Origin of the sequence: Methanobacterium formicicum DSM 3637, from assembly GCF_000302455.1 — an archaeon.
Lineage (GTDB): Archaea > Methanobacteriota > Methanobacteria > Methanobacteriales > Methanobacteriaceae > Methanobacterium > Methanobacterium formicicum_A.
Window position 1 is genome coordinate 42,126 of sequence record NZ_AMPO01000005.1, and the last position, 22,352, is coordinate 64,477.

The following is a 22,352-nucleotide window of genomic DNA, read 5'->3' on the forward strand; positions in this document are numbered from 1 at the left end:
ATGATTTCATTAGGGTTAGGTTCATAAAAGGGTTTTCGGGATATTTGAGTAAATTTACTAAAACAAGATGACTTATGTGTGATTGGAAATCCTATTTAAATGCAGATCCTATTCCATGGCTCCTGGAAGAGGATAACCCTTCAGTTAGATATTTTACCATGCTTGATATTCTGGATAAGCCTCAAAATGACTCCCATGTCACTTGTACCAGAGAAAAGATAATGGAAGTGGGCGTAGTTCCAAAAATACTGGCTAAACAGGAATCTGGTGGATACTGGGGGCTCCCTGAGAATTTTTATCTTCGTGGCAAGTATAAAGGAACTTCCTGGCAGCTTATAATACTGGCAGAGCTAGAAGCAGACCCTCGGGATGAAAGAATTAGAAATGCATGTGAATTCATCCTTGAAAACTCCCAGGATCCTGAAAGTGGTGCATTTTCATATATTAGTAGTAAAGAGGTAAGGGGTAGGAAATCTGCTAATAACCTAAGCAGTAACGTTGGCGGAGATCATGAAAGAGTCTTGCCCTGTCTCACAGCCAACATGACCTGGAGTCTTATTCGATTGGGATATCTGGATGATGAGAGGATTCAAAAGGCCATAAAATGGCTTATAAAATATCAAAGATTTGATGATGAACCAGGGAAAGCTCCCGATGAATGGCCATATAAACGATGGAAACAATGCTGGGGCAAACGCACCTGTCACAGTATCATAATAAAAACCCTCAAAGCCTTGGCTGAAATACCACCAAAAAGCAGAACTCCTGAAATTGAGAATTGCATATCCAGAGGCGCAGAACACATGCTCAACCACCATATTCATAAAAGAAGCCAGCCTCCAGTCAAGGGTAGTTTTAAATGGTTAGAATTTGGTTTTCCACTGATGTGGAATGTAGATGCTCTGGAAGTGCTGGGCTTACTTACTAAATTAGGGTACCAAGATGAAAGGATGAATGAAGCCCTGAAAATCATGATTTCCAAACAGAACCCGGAAGGCCAGTGGATCCTGGAGAACACCTTTAATGGACGATTCCAAACCAGTATCGAAAGAAAGGGAAAACCAAGTAAATGGATTACTTTAAACGTTTTAAGAGTTTTAAAACGATATTATTCGAATTTCTGATTAAACAAGTCCTCAAAATTAGGGTATCCCTAATCAACACCAGAATTAACAATATCTGAATTAATTCGAGAATATTAAATTATGAAAAGAGATATACATTATACAGTATGAACTCCTATGAAACCATTATCGCCATTGTATTAATGATTATTATTGGCTATATATGCCGCAGGTTTGAATTTTTAAAGGCAGAAGATACTCAAACCATCAATAAGATTGTGGTGTACATTGCCATGCCATCCTTGATATTCCTGGCCATGTACCACGCAGATCTATCAAACTTCCAAACTTTTGGAACCATTACCCTCATTTGTATTACAATGGGCCTCATATCTGGAATTCTGGCCTACCTTTTCACTTACTTTAAGGGTTACCCAGCTAAAACTCGCTGGGGAGTGGTTGCAGCTTCCACCCTCTTCAACTCAGGATTTTTGGGATATCCTGTGGTGCTGGGTGTCTTTGGAGCTACAGGATTAGTGAGGGCAGTATTCTATGATGTGGGCTCCACCATACTATTCATATCCTTCGGAATATTTTTCTTAATTCTTTACGGTGGTAGTTACCAGGATATAATCAAAAGATCGGTCTTATTCCCACCGTTACTAGCAGTTATCCTGGGAGTTATTGCCAATTTAGCTCATCTTCCACTGGGATCAGTCATTCCCAGCACTCTCACTTACCTTAGCGGTGCTGCAATACCCATGATAATGTTGGCGTTAGGTTTGTCCCTGGAATTTAAGGGTATTAAAGAATATTTTGGTGTTGCTTCTTTTGTTACAGTGCTAAAATTAGTTATTTCACCATTAATTGCCCTAATTGTGGTGGGACTGGTGGGCTTCACAGGACTAGACCGGACAGTAACCATTGTGGAAGCTGGTATGCCCTCTGCCATGCTCAGTCTGGCCCTGGCCATCACATACGACCTGGATATAAAAGTAACTGCCGCCTGCATATTCCTGAGCACAGCCCTCAGCATGATATCCATCACTATTTTAATCTTATTGATATGATCTTTTAATTCTAATAATGAGGTTTTAATCTGGATAATGGGTTCTAATTCATTAATGAGGAGTCCCTGTTTAAGGGGATTTTAATTCTTTATAAAAGTCCGTGATTAGGTGATAGTTTTTCAGGGATATTAGTAAGTAATCTTCTTCAGGGACTTTTTGACTTTTTAACAGTCGATATTTCTTCTTTTCAATCAACAGACTTTTTATACCGGGTCATGGCAATCAAAACCAGTGCTACTCCCATGGCCAGTGCCCCAATAATAAATGCATTGTGCAGCCCCTGAGAGACCAGTGCTGGTGTTAATTTATCACTGGTACTGGGGCCCACTGTGGTATAAACAACCATAGCTGCTGCAGTACCCAGAATCCCGGTTCCAAAACCATTACCGATCATGTTGGAAGTGTTAACCAGGCCCGACGCTATCCCCCTGTACTTGGATGGGCTTTCTGAAAGAATGAACTTAGTGTTAGGTGGGTTGAAAGTGGCCACCGAAGCCCCTAAAATCAAAAGCCCAATTGCTATATAGATTAAGCTACTTGAGGGGTTGAAAGTGGATAAAACCAGACACCCAATCACTCCAATTGCCGCACCCATAAGAGTAACCCGGTTAGGTGCGATTTTATCCGAAAGCACACCGGCCAGGGGGCCAACTATAATGATGGCAATGGGCATGAGGGTTAACATCATACCAGAATAACTGGTACTCATTCCCTTCACCACCTCAAAGTAGAATGGTAAAAGCACCACTGCCCCGGCAAAGGGCATGTTAGAGAAAACATTAGCAGCACTGGCCAGAGATATCTCCCTCATCTTCAAAAAGTTAAGGTCAATCAGAGGTTCAGGGGCTCTTGATTCCTGGAACACAAAGAGGGCCCAGAATATCACCGAGCAGACTAGGCTACCCAGTATTATGGTGGACGTCCAACCATAATCCAGTCCCTTGTTAAGTGCGAAGATAAGGGTGCTCTGGGCAATGAAGATCATGACCACCCCGGGTATGTCCAGGGAACCAGGATGTTTATCTGTTTCATGGAGTACGGCATAACCCAGTATGATGCCAATAATCCCGATGGGAACGTTGATAAAAAATATCCAGTGGAAGTTAATGTATTCAGTTATAAAACCTCCCAGTAAAGGGCCCAGCGCCAAACCCAGGGAGCCGATTGTGGTCACAATTCCCAGATTCCGTCCTCGCTTGTTTTCAGGGAGGTATTGAAGTACCATGGCCGCTGCGATCCCGGAGAACATGGTGGCACCCACTGCCTGCATGAGCCGGAAAATAATCAGTTCATGAAACTGGGTGGAAATGGCACACAATGCAGAGCCAGTGATAAAAACAAGAAATCCAGTGAGAAAAACCTTTTTAAACCCTTTTTGCTGGGCTAATTTACCGAAAACAATTAAAAAACTACTTAAAACAATGATATAAATTAGAATTGTCCATAAAATAGTGTTGGTAGTCACACCGAAGTACTTAGCCATGGTGGGTAGGGAAACATTCACAATGGAAATATCAAGAAAAGACATGAAACTGGCCAGTGAAATTACCAGTAAGGTTAATTTTTGATTGTCTCTTAAACTTTCAAGCATTAAAAACCCCACCCTCAAAAAACATTTCCCTATTTACACTTATATGGATTTTTTATTGTTTAATGGAATTATACTTTTGCACAGATTAGCATAAAGTTTGATAATAACCTTTTTAACATCATTCTTCTCTAACAAATTCCCTTATAATCTAATGTTCCTATGATCTACTGTTAATACGAATAATGGTTAATATTTAAGAAATTTATAAGATAAGATCATATTGAGGTTGTAAAATGGAATATGATGAGATCATCAGGGAACTGGAAGTACTGTCAAGCCCACAGGATGTGGAGGGAATGGCTCGTTTTGGGATCAACCCTCAAAAAACCTATGCTGTCCGCATTCCTGAACTTCGAAAAATTGCTAAAAAGGCAGGAAAAAATCATAAACTGGCATTGAGACTGTGGGGGGCAGGTTACCGTGAAACTCGGATACTGGCCTGCATGATTGAGGATCCTAAACAGGTCACCTCGGATCAGATGGATTTGTGGGCTGTTGAATTTGATTACTGGGAGATATGTGACCAGTGCTGTATGAAATTATTCCGCTTGACACCATTTGCTTATCAGAAAATTTTCCAGTGGAGTGAAAGTGAAGAAGAGTTTAAAAAGAGGGCGGCATTTGCTTTAATCGCAGCCTTAGCAGTTCATGATAAGAATGCACCAGATGAAAAATTTGAACAGTTTTTCCCATTAATAATCAAAGAATCAACTGATGATAGAACTTACGTTAAAAAAGCTGTTAACTGGGCTTTAAGACATATTGGGAAAAAGAATACTTCCTTAAACAAAAAGGCAATTGTTGTTGCAAGTGAAATTAAGAAAATGGATTCAAAGAGTGCTAAATGGATAGCTTCAGATGCTTTAAGGGAACTTAAGAGTGAAAAAGTTCAGGAAAGACTATATAAACGATCACAATCAATTTGAGGTATGCGATTATTTCTTTTCATAACTTGATTTTGATCTGGGTCTAATTTGGGGAAATATTCTTATAAAGATTCGTCAATTATTAGTTATAATATTAATATTTCAATAATATTTACATATCAAACTGTTTACATTGTGAATTTAAGGATAAACTATTGATTTAAATATTCATTGGATAAGTATGTTTCATTCTCCCTATTGGAGGCGATTTGATTAAAAAAGTAAAATACAAGAAATTTAACATCGTGTTATTGTTGTTGATTTTAGTGATTGCAGTGGTGGTTGTATTACTATGGGCAACTGGAACTTCCCAAAAGGAAATAAGCAGTAATGGGACTTTCGAAGACCAGTATGTAAAATTCAATTATCCTACTTCATTGGTGGCAGTGCAATACACCTTTGAAAATTACACCATAGTAGACTTTTATAACTCCAACCAAACCAGTACCAGTAACTACGTTGGGAATATCCGTTTTTCCACAGGTAACCTGACAAATCTGAAGAAAGTATACCCTGATGGTTCTTCCGGCCAATACAATGGATACCGCACATGGCAAGGAGAAAATAACAATGGACCTTACATCTATATCCTGTTATCATCTACGGATGCACCAGTTAAGATACTGCAGATGGATTTCAAATCAGAATATAAATCTGCCTACAAAGAGATCCTGAACACCCTTAAAATAAAGAAAATCCCAGCATAACTCAAATTTTTAAGATAAACATGAAATACCATGAAAAGGGACTCGGAGCTGATCAAGAATCAGAATATGGTGAAAAAGGGAATTCACAGTTGACACCCCTGGAAACTTCCAAAAAAGGAGATACTAACCTAATTAAGGCTCTTAAATTAGGATGTCTGGTGGTTATTTTTGGCTTAATAATCGGTGGAGTTTTGATTCTCCTTATTTTTGCCATGTGGGCTATACTGGCAATCTTTTTTGGAGTTATTTCCGGAATTTCATTCACTTCTCCCCTCTGCTGGGTAGTGGGAGGATTAATCTCACTACTTATAATCTGTTTAGAAATAACCCATAAAACTAAGTAAATTTGTTTTAAAAAAGGGTTTATTCTCATTTATTTTCCTTTATTCTAATTTATTCTCAGTTATTCTTATTTATTTTCAATTACCTCATTTATTCTTAATTATTCTCAGTTATTCTTATCATTTTCATTATTATGGGGAATGATATGCATTAGGTGCATTTGTGAGCGACAAAAACAATGGTGGCTTATTTTTCAATATTTTTTCAAAGGGTCGTTTATTATCACAAAAACAACCACCACTATAACTAAAGCCAATAAGAGTATTTTATACACATTTTCACCTTTTACGAATTGATTTTTAAATATTCATCTAAATATTTCCAGATTAGGGATTAAATTATCTATAAAAAAAGTTCAGATAAAAAAAGTCAAAAGAAGGATCATATCCTTCATTTTGTTAAGAACTGTATTTAATCCATTTATTGTAACATTACAGTTAACTGTATCATTATCTGGCTTATTGTAGCCTTAAATTAATTGTAAATTATCCAAGTTATTGTAACATTATCCAATTTAGTAACATTTCAAGTTCACTTAACACTGATTTTTTCAGGTTTTGCCCTTTTTCAACATCTTGTTTTTTTCTTTACTGGTAAGGTCTTCCACCACTTCCGATGGGAGTCCTGTTTTAAGGATTTTCCCACCTCTCATAATGGAAGCCTGGTCACAAACATCCAGTACAAAATCCATATCATGTGATATTATGAGGAAAGTTTGATTAAGCTCTTTTCGTGCTTTTCTAATGGAATCTGTAACCTGAACTCTGGTAATGGGGTCCATGGTGCCGGTTGGTTCGTCCAGAATAACTATTTTAGGTTCTTTAATGAGTACCTGGGCCAGGGCCACCCGGTGGCGTTCTCCTCCACTCAATTCATCATGATATTTATGGAGGATCTTTTCAGCGTATTCCTCACTAAACCCAACTGCGTTTAAAACGTAAAGTGCTTTTATCTTGGCAAATTCTGCGGGTAACTCCAGGCTGATGGCTTCGGTCAGGTTTCCCAACACATTACGATGGGGGTAAAGACTGTATTCCTGGTGAAGTATCCCCAGATATGGTTTTACCTGGCCCCGGCCGAAAGGACCTTTTTCAGTCATGTCGATCCACTGGTCTCCCAGTTTCACCTTTATCTGGCCACTGCTGGGATCGGTGAGGCCATATAACAGTCTTGATAGGGTGGTTTTACCTGCTCCAGAAAGACCTACCACTCCGTATATTTCGCCTTCATCTACACTGAGGTTAACACCGTCCACGGCTTTAACCACTCCCCTATCAATGGAGTAATAATGCTTTTTAACATCTTGGAGCTCGATAATGGGGCCACCGGTTTCAAACTTTTTGTTTTTTTGGGGTTGGGGTACGTGTTCCATGAAGCTTTCCACAACTTGCTCTGGATCTCCCTTCTGGATAATTTCACCATTATCCAGCCAGATCACCTCATCAGAAAGATCTCTCATTACCTCTGGCCAGTGGGAGGTAATTACCATACTTAAACCCTGACCTTTAATACCTTCAATAAGGGCCTGGTGTATGAATTCAGCGGTGGTTGGATCCAGAGTACCGGTTGGTTCATCTGCCAGGAATATCATGGGTTCTTTGGCCAGTTGTCTGGCCAGCACCACTCTCTGCTTTTCCCCACCAGACAGATCGCGTGCAATGTGAGTGATCCTATGGGTCATCTGGGCCAGTTCAAGGAGGTCAATGGCCATGTAAGTGCTTTCTTCTTCATCATGTTCAGTGATAGATTTTAAAACATTATCAATCACAGTTTCGTCTTCATACAGTGCAAAGGTTCTCTGAAGCATTATGGAAATACGTCGTCTGATGGCTGTGAATATATGGCGGTCACAATTCCAGAAATCAACTTCCTTCTTCTCAAATTGCCCTCCACATTTACAGGACTGGCCTTCTTTGGATGGTGGTTCAACAGCAAGGCATTCAGGACAAAGTGCAATGTTATAAATTATCTGGCCGTCATCTGGCTTGTAATCTTTCATTCCACGGAGCATGTTTATTAGAACTGATTTTCCAGAACCGCTCTTTCCCAGAATTCCTAATATTGTTCCTTCTTCCACATTAATGTTCAAGTTTTTCAGGACTTCAACGCCATTGAATGTTTTGTTAATGTTTTTTATTTCGATGAAAGACATTCAATCACCCAATTTTTTATTATAATCTCCTTAAAGTGATCTTAAAACGCTTGTTTAAGTTTTAATTTTATTTTATCTTTTATTAACCGTGTTGTTGTATTTATTCTTGATTAAATAGCGTGATTAAAGACAGTCATTTTTATTTAGTGTTCAAGGGTTCCCACAAAGTGGGGTTTCACATTCGGGACATTTGGTATTGCTGCAGGGCACTCCTTGTGTTTTTGGGGATTCATAACCGCAATTAGGACATTTACAAACTGCTGGTGGTCCTGCACCAAGTCCTTTTCCTCCATAAGATTTTCTATCCATCAAAGATTCTTCAGAGTCTTGAGATGACTTTTCATCCTCTTTTAATAAGATGATGCGGATAGATCCGCAGTCTGGACATTTTTTATATTCCTTAAAGGGATGTTGCCATTTGAACCCACAATCATCACATTTGTAGCGTATTAACTGGTCTTTCCCTCTTATAACAATAGTATTCCCATTAATCAGTGCATTAGCTATTTTTTTCCGGGCAGAAGTTAATATACGATGAAATGTGGGCTGTGACACTCCCATTATTTCAGCAGATCTTTTCTGTTGGATATCATGGTAATCTCTTAGCCTGATTGCTTCAAACTCATCTATAAATATTTCTATAGGTTTCATTGAGTCTAAATCGTCTCTTTCTGGTTTGAAGCACCTTATATGGGGCTCTTCCGAAATTTTTCTTAGTCTCCGGGGTCTTGCCATGTTATGAATATATATTCAATAGTCCAATATATACTTATTGTAAATATAGTAGCATATACTAATTTATGGTAATAACTGCTGGTTTCTACTTTAATTTGAAATAAAATTCAATCTCTGGTCTAATAAAGAAATATATATGATTATGCGCAAAAAAATGCATATCACTCATTTTTAAGTGTATCTTTTTGGGGATTGACAGTAGATATTAATTCTAAAAGAATTATAATTCTAAAAGACAATAAATTATAAAATTAAGTTTTGATGATTAAGAAGGGATCATCAGGAATAAGAGGTGCAAAATTTTGGCAAATATTCTCCTGGTAGAAGATGAAATGGTGGAGGCCATGAACATAAAAATAAGCCTCCAATCAATGGGTTATGATGTGGTTGCCATTGCATCCTATGGTGAAGAAGCAGTTGAAAAAGCACAAAATTTAAAACCTGATCTTATTCTGATGGACATTATTTTGAAGGGTAGTATGGATGGGATAGCTGTTGCAAATGCTATTTCAAAACTAGGAATACCGGTTATATATATTACTGCTCTTCCTGATGATTCCACTGTTAATCGAGCTCTCCTCAGTGCACCTTATGGTTATTTAATCAAACCATTTAATACTCGTAAATTAAAAATATCCATTGAAGTAGCTCTTTATAAAAAACAAATGGAAAATAAACTTAAACAATCTCAGGATAATTATTACCAAACTATTTTTGAAAATACAAGTTCTGCCACCATAATTATTGAGGAAAACAAACTGATTTCCCTGGTTAATATGGAATTTTCTACCTTAACTGGATATTTGAAGGAAGAAATTGAGGGCAGAATGAAGTGGACGGATTTTTTTGCCCCTGAAGACCGTTTGCAGATGGAAGAATACCACAATCTGCGCAGGATTAATCCAGATCACGCTCCAAGAAATTATGAAGCAAAACTACTTGCTAGTGATGGTGCTATCCGCTACGTTTATTTAACTGTGGCTATGTTACCTGGCAACCAGAAGAGTATGATGTCTATTTTAGATATGACTGAGTTAAGGGTATCTAAAAAAGCCATTGAAGAATCCAGGGAGAAATTTAAAAGCATTTTTGAAAATGCAGCCGAGGCTATTATCCTGTTTAACTGTCAGGGGATTATTATAGAATCCAATTATAAGATTGAAGAGATATTTGGCTTTAAAAAGGAGGAAATCATAGGTCAGAACTTTATGAACATTGTATCCATGATGGGAATGGATTACAACCCGGCCAAGATAGTTTTCAACCATCTGATCTCCGGAAATGAATTAAAACAGATTGAATGGACTATACAAAATAAAAGTGGGAAAGAAGTAATTTTCAGGGTTCGACCATCCATAATAAAAGATAAAAATACGATAAATGGCATATTATTGATTATGGAAGACATAACTGAACTTAAAACTGTGGAAAATAGTCTTAAAAACTCTTTAGAAGAAAAAGAGATTCTGTTAAGGGAAATTCACCACAGGGTAAAGAACAATCTTCAGATTATATCCAGTCTCCTGAGTTTGCAGCGTATTCAGGTGGAAGATAAACAAACTGCAGATATATTATGGGAGTGTCAGGGAAGAGTCAGGACCATGGCTATGATCCACGAAAACTTGTACAGATCACAGGATATTGGTTACATAAACTTCAGAAACTATGTTGAAACGTTGCTATATGATATTTTTAATTCATACCATGTGGATAAAGGATCCATCAACTTAAACACACAAATTGAAAGTTTAAAAATGGATATTGAAACTGCCATGCCCTGTGGTCTAATCATCAATGAACTGGCAACCAACAGCATTAAACACGCTTTTCCAGATAGAAATGGCACTATCAAAATAGATTTAAAATCAGATGGTGAGTTTTATATTTTAAGTTTTGCAGATGATGGAATTGGCTTACCCGAAGATGCTAATCCTAAGAAATCTAAAAAATTGGGGTTAATGGTTGTCAAAACGCTGGTAAATCAGTTAAATGGTCTGATGGAAATTGAAAGGGGCAACGGTACGAAATTCACCATTAAATTCAGGGAATTACCTTACAAAACGAGAATATAATTTCATATTTGATCTATTCTAGAATATTTCATCTATTCTAGTTTATCTCATCTATTCTTAGAAGAGTTAATAGAGTTTTCATGCCGTGTTTAGTTGCATTATCTATCTATTTAGTTTGTATTATCTATTTAGTTTGTATATTGGTAGTATTTGGGGCTGTAAACTGTATTTGGCTGGTATATTGAGTATTTGGGGATGTATACTGTGTTTAGAGCTGTATATTAAATTCACTAAAATTTGTTTTTAAATATTCTTTTGCTTCTTCAGGGTTCAGGGCACTGAACGGATAATTTTCATGCACTTCCAGTAGGTAAGGAATGGTATCTTCCACCAGTTCCCTGTTTTTCCAGGTTTTAAGTGCAGAAGTCACCTTTTCCAGACACCCTTTTTTATAACTTATCTGTCCCAGAACATGGATTAACATTTTCCGTACTGCTGGGTTGGTTTCATCCTGTAATTCCTCCAATAATGGCAGAACATCCTCGGGATGTGTTCTACCTCTAAGTTCAATTCCATGAATCACTTTTTTCCGCACTTCAGGTTGGGGGTGGTGAATAAAAACCTTTGCAAAGTTTAAGGTTGGTTGGGGATTCTTTTGGCCCATAACTTTCAGAGAACTCATCACTGCATTTTTAACCCTGTGTTGTGGGTCTTCCAGGGCAATTTCAAGGTAATCAAAAACTGGATCTGCATCCTGTTTCCCAATTTCCCCTAAGATATATACTGCAGTCTGCCTAACCTTCTCATCACCATTTTCCAGGAGTTGGACTGCTACTTGAGTTATTTCCTCTTTGAAAAGGCTCTGTTCACGGTAAATTTTTCCTAAAATGTTGGAAACATTCTTTCGAATGTAAACATCTTCATTGGATGAGTACTGGAGTATGTGGCTGTTTTTGTTACTTTCCAAGTCCTGCATTAATTCATTTTCCATTTTAATCACAAAACTCTGCCGTTCCTCCTTGGTTAAGTCATAATATTTCATTTATCCAGCTCCATCCGAGACATAGTCCAATTAGGGGGGTTTATAAGTTAAAATATATTTTATTAACAGAGATTCTATTAAATTTATTAGCGAGTTTTATTAGGTTTTATTAGATTTATAGCGAGTTTTATTGGTTTTTATTTAAGTGAGTTTGGAACTAAAAGAAATAAAAAAAGTGGGGATGTAATTATTTAGTTCAACAGAAGAACGCTGTAGTTCAGGTAGGAGGCAATGCTCACCCAGATTATGTATGGTATGAACAGGAGTCCTGCTGGTTTGGATATGACATAAAATGCGATCATGTTAGCCAGGATGGCTATCCAAAGCAAGCAGATCAGTATGAACCCGCCCAGTATGGAGTGCAATCCAAAAAATACAAGGGACCATAGAACGTTTAGTAACAGTTGCACTGCGAATATTCCAATTGTGAACTTCACATCACGCCTTTCTAAACCCTGTCTCCACACCAGGAACAAAGCTATACCAATAAGAATATAAATAGTGGTCCATATGGGTCCAAACCAATCATTGGGTGGAGTCCAGCTGGGTTTGGCCAGGGCCGCATACCAGGTGGTTATCTGGGGAAGAGTGGCTAGGGTTCCCACAGCACCAGAAATGAAAACTATGAATACTGAAGCAATTAACTTCGGAATCTCATTTAACTTAAAACCTTCCATAAGTTATCAAACCTCCATTTTATATTTAACCGGCTTTTATAATTTATTTAATTATAACTTATCACAATAATGGTACTTGATTATGGAGTAACATATGAATTTACATTAACTTTAACCGTAAGTCTTGTTAAATCACATATATCGTAAAATTGTATCCCCCGAGATGTAATTTGAACTTTTAAGGTTAATCTAAAATTTTAGGGTTTATTTAGAACTTCAGGGTATTCCAGAACTTCAATATTAAGCAAGAATTTTTAAGGCCAATCATGAACTTTTAAGTGCCACAATTTCTTGGACATCCACTAATTTCCATACAATGGATGTTTCTTCTTTTAAAAGGGATTCCAAGGGGTCTTGGGGGGAATGTCCCAGGGCAGCCAGTATATTTGGGGAGAGGTTATTTTTCCGGATGAGTTCTATGAACATCTGCCTGACTTCCAGTTTTTCACTTGCATTATCCACTTCATTTATACAGCCCTGAAGTGTCACAAAACGGTATTCTGACATATCACTACTGTAATCCTCAATCTCCACTGCAACTTGAGGGTCACTCTTGACAAGTTCCACCTTTTTGCCGTACCTGGTACTGAGGAAATAGATAAATTTCCCATTGAAAACATACAAAAATGGGGCAACATAGGGATAATCTCCCTTGAAAGCGATTCTGCTCATGTACTGGTTGGCGATAAACGCATCATATTCTTTTCTTTCCATTGCAGGGATTTTTTGAACGTCCAAAATCATCACCTGTTATTATGTCTATATTTTTATTTTATTCTCTACTACAGTTATATTTATCTCCTTAATTGGGTTTAAAACCATGGAGGGGAGTGTTTGTTAATTATTAGAATTTCATCTGTTTGTATAATTCCTAAAGTTGTATCAGGCCTTCACGACGGGGTAGCTTGCTTTTTTCCATGCAGTCATACTGCCCAAAACAGTGCTTAGCTTAGTGTAACCATTTTTCTTCAAATAACTGCAGGCAGTGGTGGATTTATAACCCGAATCACAGTAAACAACCACGGGAATGTCATGGGGCACTTCTTGAATCCTTTGGGGTAAGTCGCCAACGTAGATGTGGTGAGATCCTTGAATGTAATCTTTTCTGCGGTCATCTATTTTGCGCACGTCCAGTAAGAAAAAATCCTCTTCTGAAGTTTCCTTGAACTTTTTCCTGTTTTCTGTTAGTCCTTCTCCCTTTTCTTTTAAACTTTCTAGTTTTTGCTTCAACTGGTGTACACTCCACAGCTTTATGGAGTTAATTTGACCTGCGTGGAGGTACCAGCTGGGAAAACCACCCTCCAAGTAGCCGTAAATATTATCAAAACCCAGTCTGAAAAGGGCCTGACGGACCTCATCCAGACCCTGGATCTGGTCATCAACCACAATAATGGGGTCATCGTAGTTCAAAAACCAGCCAGCAAAGGCAGGAACACCATCCCTCCAGATATTCAAACTACCAGGTATATGAGCTCCAGCAAAACTGGTTGGTTTGCGAACATCAAGGATACAAGCTCCATTATTTATTTTTTCTTTCAGAATTTTAGGAGGAATAGGTTTGAAATAAGGAATTCTACCAGCTATTGGGGCCCCATTCTGGTTGTAGAATTCCATCTTCTTAAAGTAGGGTGGGGTGTAAAGCTCTTCAGCTACCTTCATCTTGATGAATTCTTCTTTACTGGTGCACTGTAGTTGCGGGTTGGTATTCCTCTCATAACCAATGGTAGTGTAGTCCTGCTCCCTTATATCTGCCCCACACACTGAACCCGCGCCATGGGCCGGACAGAGGATTACCTGATCACCCAGGGGCAGGATCCCATTAAAGATACTGTCATATAACAGTCCCGCCATTTTCTGACTTTTATCAGGCCCATAGAGATCAACACGTCCAGTTTCCCCTGCAAAGATCACATCGCCAGTGAAAACCATCTGAGCATCTTTAGAGACACTTAAATCTCTTAAAACCAGAGATATGCTTTCAGTGGTGTGTCCTGGTGTGTCCATAACTTCCAGTTCAATACTTCCCCACTGGAATTTGTCCCGGTCACTTACCGGAGTTCCGTAGGCAAAATCCAGGTTTTTACCATGGAATATCTCTGCTCCTGTGGCACAAGCTAGCTCCAATGAACCAATGACGTAGTCCTCGTTACGATGGGTTTCAAAGATATGGGTTATATCCATTTCAGATGATTCTGCTAGATGAAGGTAAACATCCACGTCCCGGCGAGGATCAACCACAACTGCCCGACCACTGACTTCAATAAAATAAGAATGATGGGCTATTCCCTTTGATTTAATTAGTTTAACCATCAATGGTGTTTCCCCCAAATTTCTAATACTTAGATATTAAATATATGGATCTTCTGAAATTAATAATTTTAACTAATAACGATAATTAGTTTAAACAAAGAATGATAATAAAAATAATGATATTTGCTTATAAATTTGGGTGTGAATGATTTTTAATTCTCCTAATTGGTGATATTTCTAATTGGGAGGTAACTTCACTCCGATATAATAAAAACTTCGATATTATTAAATCTTACAAAAACACATTTATACTAGAGATTAATTTTTTTTACTTGGAGGAAGAGCATGGAATACATTATCGAAACCCATGATATATCCAAAAAATATGATGATTTCACCGCAGTTAACGGAGTGAATCTTAAAGTACCTAAAAATAGTGTTTATGGAGTTTTAGGACCTAACGGTGCGGGTAAAACCACATTAATATCTATGCTGTGCACTATCCTGCACCCCACCGGTGGAACAGCCACAGTTAATGGTTACGATGTTACCAAAAACCCAAAAGAGGTCCGGGAATCCATTGGGATTGTTTTCCAGTCCAGGGCACTGGATGACATCCTCACTGGCCGTGAACACCTGGAAATGCATGCTTCACTCTATGGAGTTCCCAAGGATGTAAGAGAAAACCGTATAGAAGAAATTCTGGACCTGATAGCCCTGGGTACCAAGGCTGATGAATTTGTTAAAACCTATTCTGGAGGTATGAAACGCCGACTGGAAATCGGTCGGGGTCTGATTCACCGTCCTAAGGTTCTTTTCCTGGATGAACCCACTCTAGGGTTGGATCCTCAGACCAGGGAAAGTATATGGGAATATATTCAGGAATTGAATCAGAACCAGGATGTTTCGGTTTTGATGACCACTCACTACATGGAAGAAGCTGATAAACTGTGTGATGAGATAGCTATAATCAACCAGGGCCAGATCATAACTGCAGATTCCCCTAAAAACTTAAAAAGGGAGTTAAAGGCTGATACTATCACCATGCAGGTGGATAAACTTGAAGAATTCACTGAAAAGGTGGAAAAACTGGATTTTGTTAAAGAGACTTATGTAATGGACTCTGAGATCAAACTACTGGTGGAACGTGGTGAAAACCTGGTGGCAGAGCTGGTGAACTTTGCCAATGACAATAACATTTTTGTCTATTCCATAGAACTGGAACACCCTAACCTGGAGGATGTTTTCCTCAAATATACAGGTAGAACCATTCAGGGGGAGGGATAGTCATGGCAGAACTTGAGGGAATTTACACCATCTGGCTCAGGGAAAACAAAAGATTCCTCCGTTACCGGTCACGTATACTGACTTCAGTGGTAACACCCCTCTTGTGGCTACTGATATTCGGAACAGGGTTAGGTTCCGCCATAAGATTCGGGAACATGGCCGGTGGATATCAGGCATTCATATTCCCTGGAATCATTGCCCAGACCATACTTTTCACTTCGGTATTTTCTGGACTTTCAGTGATACAGGACCGGCAGTTTGGATTCTTGAAGGAGATTTTAGTGGCCCCCATATCCCGGCCTTCAATTGTCCTGGGGAAAGCCATTGGAATCAGTACTACAGCCCTTATCCAGGGAATAATATTGCTGTTCCTATCATTTGTGGTCAGTGTACCCATGACCATCCCCATTCTCCTGGAATCCATAGGGGTTATAATCCTCATTGCATTAGGCCTATCCGGTATGGGACTTTTGATAGCATCCTTCACCGACAGTATGGAAGGTTTCAACCTCATCATGAGCTTCATTGTAATGCCCATATTCCTTTTAAGTGGAGCATTGTTCCCTATAACCGGACTTCCCAGCTGGCTACAGGTAGCAGTCTATATTAATCCCTTAACTTATGGGGTGGATGCCCTGAGGAGTATAATTCTTCATCAATCAGTACTTCCATTGTATGTAAGTGTTGTTGTGGTTGCTATCTTTGCAGTGCTGATGATCCTGATATCTGCCTTTATATTCAGCAAAAAAGAGCAAAGTTTGATGTAGGAATTCAGGATATTCTCTGGGAGTATTTCTCTGGGGTATCTCTTGGGGAATAATCCTTCTGGAATATTTTTTTTAAAATTTAAATCTAATTTTTCTTTTTTATTTTAAATGACTTCACATAACGGGGTTGATCTCTCACATCCAGTATAACTGTCACCACCCAGAGCTTTGACTTGCTTTAGGAACTGCAATGGGAAATTACTTCTTTTAATATTCCTGTTTCTAGCAGGATACTCGGGTAATGTTGTGAATGCCGGTGCTGATATTTTAAAGGTGATTTGTGGAGATATAATGTAAATAAGTGGTAGTTCATGTTTTGTTGGGCCATGTTATCTTATAAAAAATGAAGAATAATAGTTTATGGTCTTAGATTTTCCTTTTTGGAAAAAATAATTGTCTTTTTAATTGCACGAGTTTAATAAACTTTTAATTACTTTATTTCTAAAAATACATTTCTATTTTTGTTTGATTAATTGGTATGGGGATTTTTAACAGTTAAATTTAAGTATGGGTGTTCATATACATTTATTTAGTAGATAAAATTCTTAACACACCAAGATTGGCGGAGGTTAGGGATTATTATATTAAGAAGAATAATGAGAATTTAAATAAAATAATTTAAACAAATACTTCCCACTAAATAACTTTTTTTCATCAGACTCCCAGAAACTTCAATCATCATGATAAATTAAATCAACCTGATAAAATCAATAGCTAAACTTAAATGATTAACATGAATGCAATACAGAAATTAGCCAAGAACATCGGGTCTCTCTTTGTTTCCCAAATATTGGGTTATTTTATTGCGTTTATTTATTCCATCTACTTGATTAGATACTTGGGGGTTGAAAATTTTGGAGTGCTATCTTTTGCTTTAGCACTCACCAGCATATTAACGGTCTTCTGTGACTTAGGTTTAACCACTTTAATGACACGAGAAGTGGCTAAAGACAAATCATTAACCAGTAAATATTTAAAAAATACCATATCCATCAAATTATTATTATCAATCGTTGTGGTAATTTTTACCGTGGTTATTATAAATAATCTCGGATATCCTCAGTCTGAATTGTACGTTATATATTTTTTACTTTTATCCTTAATATTCACCACCTTCTGTGGAGTATTCTTTTCAATATTCCAGGCCTACGAGAAACTGGAATACCAATCAATTGCCAATGTTTTAAACAGTATCCTGATGTTTATCGGTGTCGTAATCCTCATAAACTACAATTCCGGCTTGATTTGGATATCAGCTCTTTATGCTCTGGTAAATGGGTTGATATTGCTTTATTATCTGTACATTTCAACCAGTAAATTCAAATTCCCTTTTCCAAAAATGGAATTTGATTTCGAGTTCTGGAAGACCAGCATAGTCATTGCCCTTCAGTTCGGGTTAATAGGGGTATTTTCGACTATTTACATATGGATAGATAGTGTCATGCTCTCATTCATGGTGAATAATGAAGCAGTGGGATTGTACAATGCTGCTTACAGGATCATAACAGTTTTATTATTTGTTCCATTTGTGATGAATGCCGCAATCTTCCCTGTAATGTCAAAAATGTATGATTCAGGTGGGGATTCCTTAAACAAACTGGTGGAAAAATATTTAAAGGTTATGATCATCGTTGGTATTCCCATTGGTATTGGAGTTACCTTCCTGGCCAAAGACATAATCATCCTGTTATTTGGAAATGCCTATGCAGATTCTGCCATTGCCCTTCAAATTTTGGTATGGGCTACTGTAATTACCTTTATTTATTCAAGCTATGTTTCTTTATTCATATCAGCAGATAAACAGATGACCCTAAACAAAATAGCATTTTTGGGCATGATAATTAATATAATCCTTAACCTGATCTTAATTCCCAAATTTAGTTTCATTGCAGCCAGTTTTAACACTGTACTAACTGAACTTTCCATGATTATACTGGTATTTATCACAGCCAGCAGCAGCAACATGCTTTTAAATAAGAAACAAATCTTAAATGATTTTGCCAGGGTAATTATCTCTGGTTTAATAATGGCCATATTCTTATTATTCTTCAATTACATGGAATTATTCTTATTAATATTCTTAGCGGTGATAGTTTACATAGTGTCTCTATTTATAACCAGAGCGATAGATGAAGAGGATATTAATATTATCAAACAAATAAGAGGCTGAATAACAAGTATTATATATAGATCAAGCATCAGATCTTAATTGCAACAACATACTTATTGTAGACATGCTCATAATCATATAGGAGGGGTTGAAATTTCCATTAACCTGTTACTGGGCACAATTATAATCCTAATAACCATCTTAGTAACCATATTTGCAAAACAGTTACATCTTAATAAAGAAAAAGGGATGAAATTTCTCTTTTTTTTACTGATTTTAACCATAATAAGCCTGATAATATCATATTATAACTATTCAACCAATATATTTATTATAGGCTCCCTCTACATGTACGTAGCATTCGCTTTTATAATAATGCACTCTTCAAAGGTACTTGGAAACAAGAAAACATTTCTGTTCATAACCATAGCCGCTCTATTCAGTTTAACCGCTGAAATTTTAGGTGTTAAATATGGCTGGATATTTGGAAACTACTATTACACTGGGACTGGACTGTTATTTAACCTGGTCCCACTATTACTTCCCTTATCATGGGCAGTGATCGTGTACATTTCATATACCATCACAAATCTGTTCTTATATGGTTTTGGGGGTGAAAAACCACGATATAATCATAATTTATTGTTTTTAGTGGGATTTTTAGTTTTACTATCTGCCATTGATGGTTTAATCGCTGTGAACCTGGACATGATAATGGATCCAGTGGCAGTTTCACCACTAATTCAGCAGTGGGTCTGGATAGATGGTGGACCATACTTCGGCATACCCATCAGCAATTTCATAGGATGGTTTGCTGTTACTTTCTTTATTACTTTGCTATTCAGATTGTATGAATCATTTACATTTAAAAAAGAAAGTTCTACCCCTAATCTTAATTTATACGCGTATGCACCCGCCTTGTATTTTCTGTATTTCTTACAACAATCTGCACATGCCATTACCTTAAATTATATAGGATACGTGTTAATCGCTGCTACCTGTATGATTCCATTCATAATACTCCCCATTTTGTTATATGTGGTCATGAAAAGAATGAACTCCGGATAATCAAATGAATAATCAAACGAACTTCGATAATTATCAGGTGGATATAAAGATCTGCTTAATATTATCAGTTTAGATATTCATAATATGAACTCTAAATCAGTTAAATAAATTAAATGTGAATTCTGGACTTTATCCGGAAAAAATTACAGATGAATCTAAATCTGAATGGATGAAAAATTCATAGAAGAAAATTAAATAAATTAACATTATTATTGATTCCATTAAATTAAACCATTTAAGATTAATGTAAATATTTTCAAGTTTTGGAGGCAAGTATGATTTCCCTCAATTTATTAGCTGGTTCCTTCATTGTATTGGTAACGATATTAATAGCATTATTTGCAGATTCCATACATCTTAATAAAGATAGATGGATACAAATTCTCTTTGTTTTTTTAGTATTAACCTTAATATGTACTATTGTCTCATACATCAATCATTACAGTTTGTTTATCTTTATCGGGTCTATGTACATGTTTGCAGCCTTTTCCTTCGTGATATTGCATTCATCCAGGGTACTTGGAAATAAAAAAACCTTAATATTCATCTTAATTGCAGGTTCATTTGGTTTGATATTTGAATTTGCAGGTGTTAACTATGGTATATTTGGAGAATACTTTTATAACGTTCCAGATTTGTTACTGGGCATAATTCCAATAACAGTTCCTCTAACTTGGACAGTGATAATATACTCCAGTTATATCATCACAAATCTCTTTTTATATGGGTTTGGGGGAGAAAAACCACGATATGAACATAATTTATTGTTTTTGGTGGGGGTTTTAGTTTTATTATCTGCAATTGGAGGTTTGATTGCCGTGAACCTGGACATGATTATGGATCCAGTGGCAGTTTCACCACAACTTAAACAGTGGATATGGGTAAATGGCGGACCATACTTCGGCATACCAATCAGCAATTTCGGGGGATGGTTTATTCTTACTTTCTTCTCCACCCTCATATTCCGATCATATGAATCATTTAAATCAGAAGATGGTAAATCACCAACAAATAGGGGTTTGTACGTTTACGCACCTGCATTGTACTTAATACTTTTCTTACAACCTTCAGTACAAGCTATCAGTACCAATAATATTGAATATGTTCTAATTGGTGCTGCAACAATGATGCCTTTTGTTATGGTGCCACTTATTTTATTTTTTATCCGGAAACACAAAAAAGTGACATGAAGGTGGTTACGTTAGTTTAACTTCAATAAAGGATAGAAAATAAAGAACAAAGTGGTTTTTAAACCAAGTATAAATGCTTTAAAAGATAATATTATTATATATTTGGTTGGGGAGGCAAATATGATTTCAATCAATTTATTAATTGGTTCCTTCATTGTGTTAGTAACTCTAATAGTAATGTTCCTGGCAGATTCACTTAACATCAATAAAGATAAGGGAATAAAAATTCTTTTTATCCTGTTTGTGTTAACTATAATAAGTTTAACTATTTCCTACTTTATTAATTCAAGTATATTGCTTCTTGCGGGTTCAGTGTACATGTTTGCAGCACTTGCTTTTTCTTTATTACATTCCTCAAAGTTTGTTGGAAATAAAAAAACATTAATATTCTTCTTATTAGCAGGGTTCAGTGGGTTCATATCAGAAATTTTATGTGTTAAATATGGTTTGTTTGGTGAATACTATTATTACACCGGAACGGGGTTGTTACTTAATCTAATTCCCCTCCTACTACCTATTTCATGGGCAGTGATAATATACATCTGTTATACCATTACCAATTTCTTTATATATGGCTTTGGAGGTGAAAAACCCAGATATAAGCATAATTTATTGTATTTAGTGGGGTTTTTAGTTTTATTGTCTGTTATTGATGGTATGATTGCCGTGAACCTGGACATGATTATGGATCCAGTGGCAGTTTCACCACTGGTTCAACAGTGGGTTTGGGTTAATGGAGGGCCCTACTTTGGCATACCAATAGGAAATTTCATATTATGGTTTTTAATAACATTTGTTTCCACATTTATATTCAGATTATACGAATCATTTAAACCAGGAGATGGAAAATCATCACATAATATGGGGTTGTACGCTTACGCGCCTGTAGTTTACTTTTTATATTTAATACAACAAGCGGCCTTTGCCATAGAACTAAACCATATTGAATATGTTCTAATTGGTGCTGCAACCATGATGCCTTTTATAATACTTCCTTTTTTATATTATGTTATTCAAAAAAAATGAGGTTAGTCAAAAAAAGAGGTTGTTAAATAAATTTTCTGGATATCTTACACTTCCTAAGGCCTGGAAAATGGAAAAAATATCAACTTAATAGCACAAAATCAAATGTTACTTTATGATAACTTATAATGATAGTAAAAACTAGGAAATTGTTTAAGAACTTCATAAATGTCATTTAATCATGAAAAACGATGAATCATGATATAAGAATACATATAATTTATCTATGTTAAGTTACTTTATTAATATTATAATAAAGATCAATGTTTAGTTAATTTGTATGTGATAATAAAGATTAATATTTAGTTGCTCTGTTAATATTACACTAAAAGAGGAGTT

At 36.7% G+C, this 22,352-nt stretch carries 19 protein-coding genes; 12 read left to right on the forward strand and 7 right to left on the reverse strand.

Annotation, left to right across the window (positions count from 1 at the left end; genetic code table 11):
• Positions 1-74: 74 nt before the first annotated feature.
• The gene (locus tag A994_RS06600; RefSeq protein WP_004030610.1) at positions 75-1,124 is read left to right on the forward strand and encodes a prenyltransferase/squalene oxidase repeat-containing protein; all 1,050 of its coding nucleotides are present in this window, start codon (positions 75-77) and stop codon (positions 1,122-1,124) included.
• Positions 1,125-1,231: 107 nt separating this feature from the next.
• Complete coding sequence (locus A994_RS06605) at positions 1,232-2,134, forward strand: AEC family transporter (protein WP_004030611.1); 903 nt, start codon at positions 1,232-1,234, stop codon at positions 2,132-2,134.
• Positions 2,135-2,321: 187 nt separating this feature from the next.
• Here A994_RS06605 and A994_RS06610 read toward each other — a convergent pair whose 3' ends face one another.
• The gene (locus tag A994_RS06610) at positions 2,322-3,725 is read right to left on the reverse strand and encodes an MFS transporter (RefSeq protein WP_004030612.1); all 1,404 of its coding nucleotides are present in this window, start codon (positions 3,723-3,725) and stop codon (positions 2,322-2,324) included.
• Positions 3,726-3,958: 233 nt separating this feature from the next.
• Between A994_RS06610 and A994_RS06615 the strand changes: the two genes are divergently transcribed.
• The 3 genes from A994_RS06615 (at position 3,959) to A994_RS06625 (ending at position 5,702) form a co-directional block, all read left to right on the forward strand.
• The gene (locus A994_RS06615; protein ID WP_004030613.1) at positions 3,959-4,651 is read left to right on the forward strand and encodes a DNA alkylation repair protein; all 693 of its coding nucleotides are present in this window, start codon (positions 3,959-3,961) and stop codon (positions 4,649-4,651) included.
• A 209-nt stretch (positions 4,652-4,860) separates the two neighbouring features.
• Positions 4,861-5,358, forward strand: coding sequence for an LRR adjacent (locus A994_RS06620; protein WP_100222268.1), 498 nt, complete (start codon positions 4,861-4,863; stop codon positions 5,356-5,358).
• Positions 5,359-5,378: 20 nt separating this feature from the next.
• On the forward strand, positions 5,379-5,702 hold the full coding sequence (locus A994_RS06625) for a hypothetical protein (RefSeq protein ID WP_004030615.1): 324 nt from the start codon (positions 5,379-5,381) through the stop codon (positions 5,700-5,702).
• Between the two features lie 548 nt (positions 5,703-6,250).
• On the opposite strand, the gene atwA is transcribed toward A994_RS06625, so the two are convergent.
• Complete coding sequence (gene atwA / locus A994_RS06630; protein ID WP_004030616.1) at positions 6,251-7,852, reverse strand: methyl coenzyme M reductase system, component A2; 1,602 nt, start codon at positions 7,850-7,852, stop codon at positions 6,251-6,253.
• Positions 7,853-8,002: 150 nt separating this feature from the next.
• Positions 8,003-8,587: a DUF134 domain-containing protein gene (locus tag A994_RS06635; protein WP_048204129.1), complete on the reverse strand. Its 585-nt coding sequence runs from the start codon at positions 8,585-8,587 to the stop codon at positions 8,003-8,005.
• A gap of 302 nt (positions 8,588-8,889) precedes the next feature.
• Here A994_RS06635 and A994_RS06640 point away from each other — a divergent pair, with 302 nt between their 5' ends.
• On the forward strand, positions 8,890-10,659 hold the full coding sequence (locus tag A994_RS06640; protein WP_004030618.1) for a PAS domain S-box protein: 1,770 nt from the start codon (positions 8,890-8,892) through the stop codon (positions 10,657-10,659).
• Between the two features lie 208 nt (positions 10,660-10,867).
• Here the strand turns inward: A994_RS06640 and A994_RS06645 are convergent, their stop codons facing one another.
• The 4 genes from A994_RS06645 to A994_RS06660 form a co-directional block, all read right to left on the reverse strand.
• On the reverse strand, positions 10,868-11,641 hold the full coding sequence (locus A994_RS06645) for a HEAT repeat domain-containing protein (protein ID WP_004030619.1): 774 nt from the start codon (positions 11,639-11,641) through the stop codon (positions 10,868-10,870).
• A gap of 191 nt (positions 11,642-11,832) precedes the next feature.
• Positions 11,833-12,318: a TspO/MBR family protein gene (locus A994_RS06650; protein ID WP_004030620.1), complete on the reverse strand. Its 486-nt coding sequence runs from the start codon at positions 12,316-12,318 to the stop codon at positions 11,833-11,835.
• A 264-nt stretch (positions 12,319-12,582) separates the two neighbouring features.
• On the reverse strand, positions 12,583-13,056 hold the full coding sequence (locus A994_RS06655; RefSeq protein ID WP_004030621.1) for a pyridoxamine 5'-phosphate oxidase family protein: 474 nt from the start codon (positions 13,054-13,056) through the stop codon (positions 12,583-12,585).
• Positions 13,057-13,200: 144 nt separating this feature from the next.
• Positions 13,201-14,628, reverse strand: coding sequence for an MBL fold metallo-hydrolase (locus A994_RS06660; RefSeq protein WP_004030622.1), 1,428 nt, complete (start codon positions 14,626-14,628; stop codon positions 13,201-13,203).
• Positions 14,629-14,913: 285 nt separating this feature from the next.
• On the opposite strand from A994_RS06660, the gene A994_RS06665 reads away from it, so the two are divergent.
• From A994_RS06665 to A994_RS06690, 6 genes are all read left to right on the forward strand, one after another.
• Positions 14,914-15,855, forward strand: coding sequence for an ATP-binding cassette domain-containing protein (locus A994_RS06665; protein ID WP_004030623.1), 942 nt, complete (start codon positions 14,914-14,916; stop codon positions 15,853-15,855).
• Positions 15,856-15,857: 2 nt separating this feature from the next.
• Positions 15,858-16,622 carry an ABC transporter permease gene (locus A994_RS06670; RefSeq protein ID WP_004030624.1) on the forward strand — a complete coding sequence of 255 codons (765 nt, stop codon included), beginning with the start codon at positions 15,858-15,860 and terminating at the stop codon, positions 16,620-16,622.
• 733 nt (positions 16,623-17,355) lie between these two features.
• Positions 17,356-18,792, forward strand: a complete 1,437-nt coding sequence (locus tag A994_RS06675) for a flippase (RefSeq protein WP_004030625.1) — start codon at positions 17,356-17,358, stop codon at positions 18,790-18,792.
• A 288-nt stretch (positions 18,793-19,080) separates the two neighbouring features.
• Positions 19,081-19,800, forward strand: a complete 720-nt coding sequence (locus tag A994_RS06680) for a carotenoid biosynthesis protein (RefSeq protein ID WP_237739711.1) — start codon at positions 19,081-19,083, stop codon at positions 19,798-19,800.
• A gap of 275 nt (positions 19,801-20,075) precedes the next feature.
• Entirely contained in the window at positions 20,076-20,990 is a 915-nt protein-coding gene (locus tag A994_RS06685; protein ID WP_048204130.1) for a carotenoid biosynthesis protein, read from the forward strand.
• 51 nt (positions 20,991-21,041) lie between these two features.
• On the forward strand, positions 21,042-22,016 hold the full coding sequence (locus A994_RS06690; RefSeq protein ID WP_237739712.1) for a carotenoid biosynthesis protein: 975 nt from the start codon (positions 21,042-21,044) through the stop codon (positions 22,014-22,016).
• Positions 22,017-22,352 lie beyond the last annotated feature (336 nt).

Coding starts and splice junctions, on each gene's coding strand:
- A994_RS06625 (WP_004030615.1), top strand. CDS start 5,379: ATGAAATACCATGAAAAGGGACTCGGAGCTGATCAAGAATCAGAATAT.
- A994_RS06665 (WP_004030623.1), top strand. CDS start 14,914: ATGGAATACATTATCGAAACCCATGATATATCCAAAAAATATGATGAT.
- A994_RS06660 (WP_004030622.1), bottom strand. CDS start 14,628: ATGGTTAAACTAATTAAATCAAAGGGAATAGCCCATCATTCTTATTTT.
- A994_RS06645 (WP_004030619.1), bottom strand. CDS start 11,641: ATGAAATATTATGACTTAACCAAGGAGGAACGGCAGAGTTTTGTGATT.
- A994_RS06670 (WP_004030624.1), top strand. CDS start 15,858: ATGGCAGAACTTGAGGGAATTTACACCATCTGGCTCAGGGAAAACAAA.
- A994_RS06675 (WP_004030625.1), top strand. CDS start 17,356: ATGAATGCAATACAGAAATTAGCCAAGAACATCGGGTCTCTCTTTGTT.
- A994_RS06615 (WP_004030613.1), top strand. CDS start 3,959: ATGGAATATGATGAGATCATCAGGGAACTGGAAGTACTGTCAAGCCCA.
- A994_RS06650 (WP_004030620.1), bottom strand. CDS start 12,318: ATGGAAGGTTTTAAGTTAAATGAGATTCCGAAGTTAATTGCTTCAGTA.
- atwA (WP_004030616.1), bottom strand. CDS start 7,852: ATGTCTTTCATCGAAATAAAAAACATTAACAAAACATTCAATGGCGTT.
- A994_RS06635 (WP_048204129.1), bottom strand. CDS start 8,587: ATGGCAAGACCCCGGAGACTAAGAAAAATTTCGGAAGAGCCCCATATA.
- A994_RS06610 (WP_004030612.1), bottom strand. CDS start 3,725: ATGCTTGAAAGTTTAAGAGACAATCAAAAATTAACCTTACTGGTAATT.
- A994_RS06680 (WP_237739711.1), top strand. CDS start 19,081: ATGTACGTAGCATTCGCTTTTATAATAATGCACTCTTCAAAGGTACTT.
- A994_RS06605 (WP_004030611.1), top strand. CDS start 1,232: ATGAACTCCTATGAAACCATTATCGCCATTGTATTAATGATTATTATT.
- A994_RS06600 (WP_004030610.1), top strand. CDS start 75: ATGTGTGATTGGAAATCCTATTTAAATGCAGATCCTATTCCATGGCTC.
- A994_RS06685 (WP_048204130.1), top strand. CDS start 20,076: ATGATTTCCCTCAATTTATTAGCTGGTTCCTTCATTGTATTGGTAACG.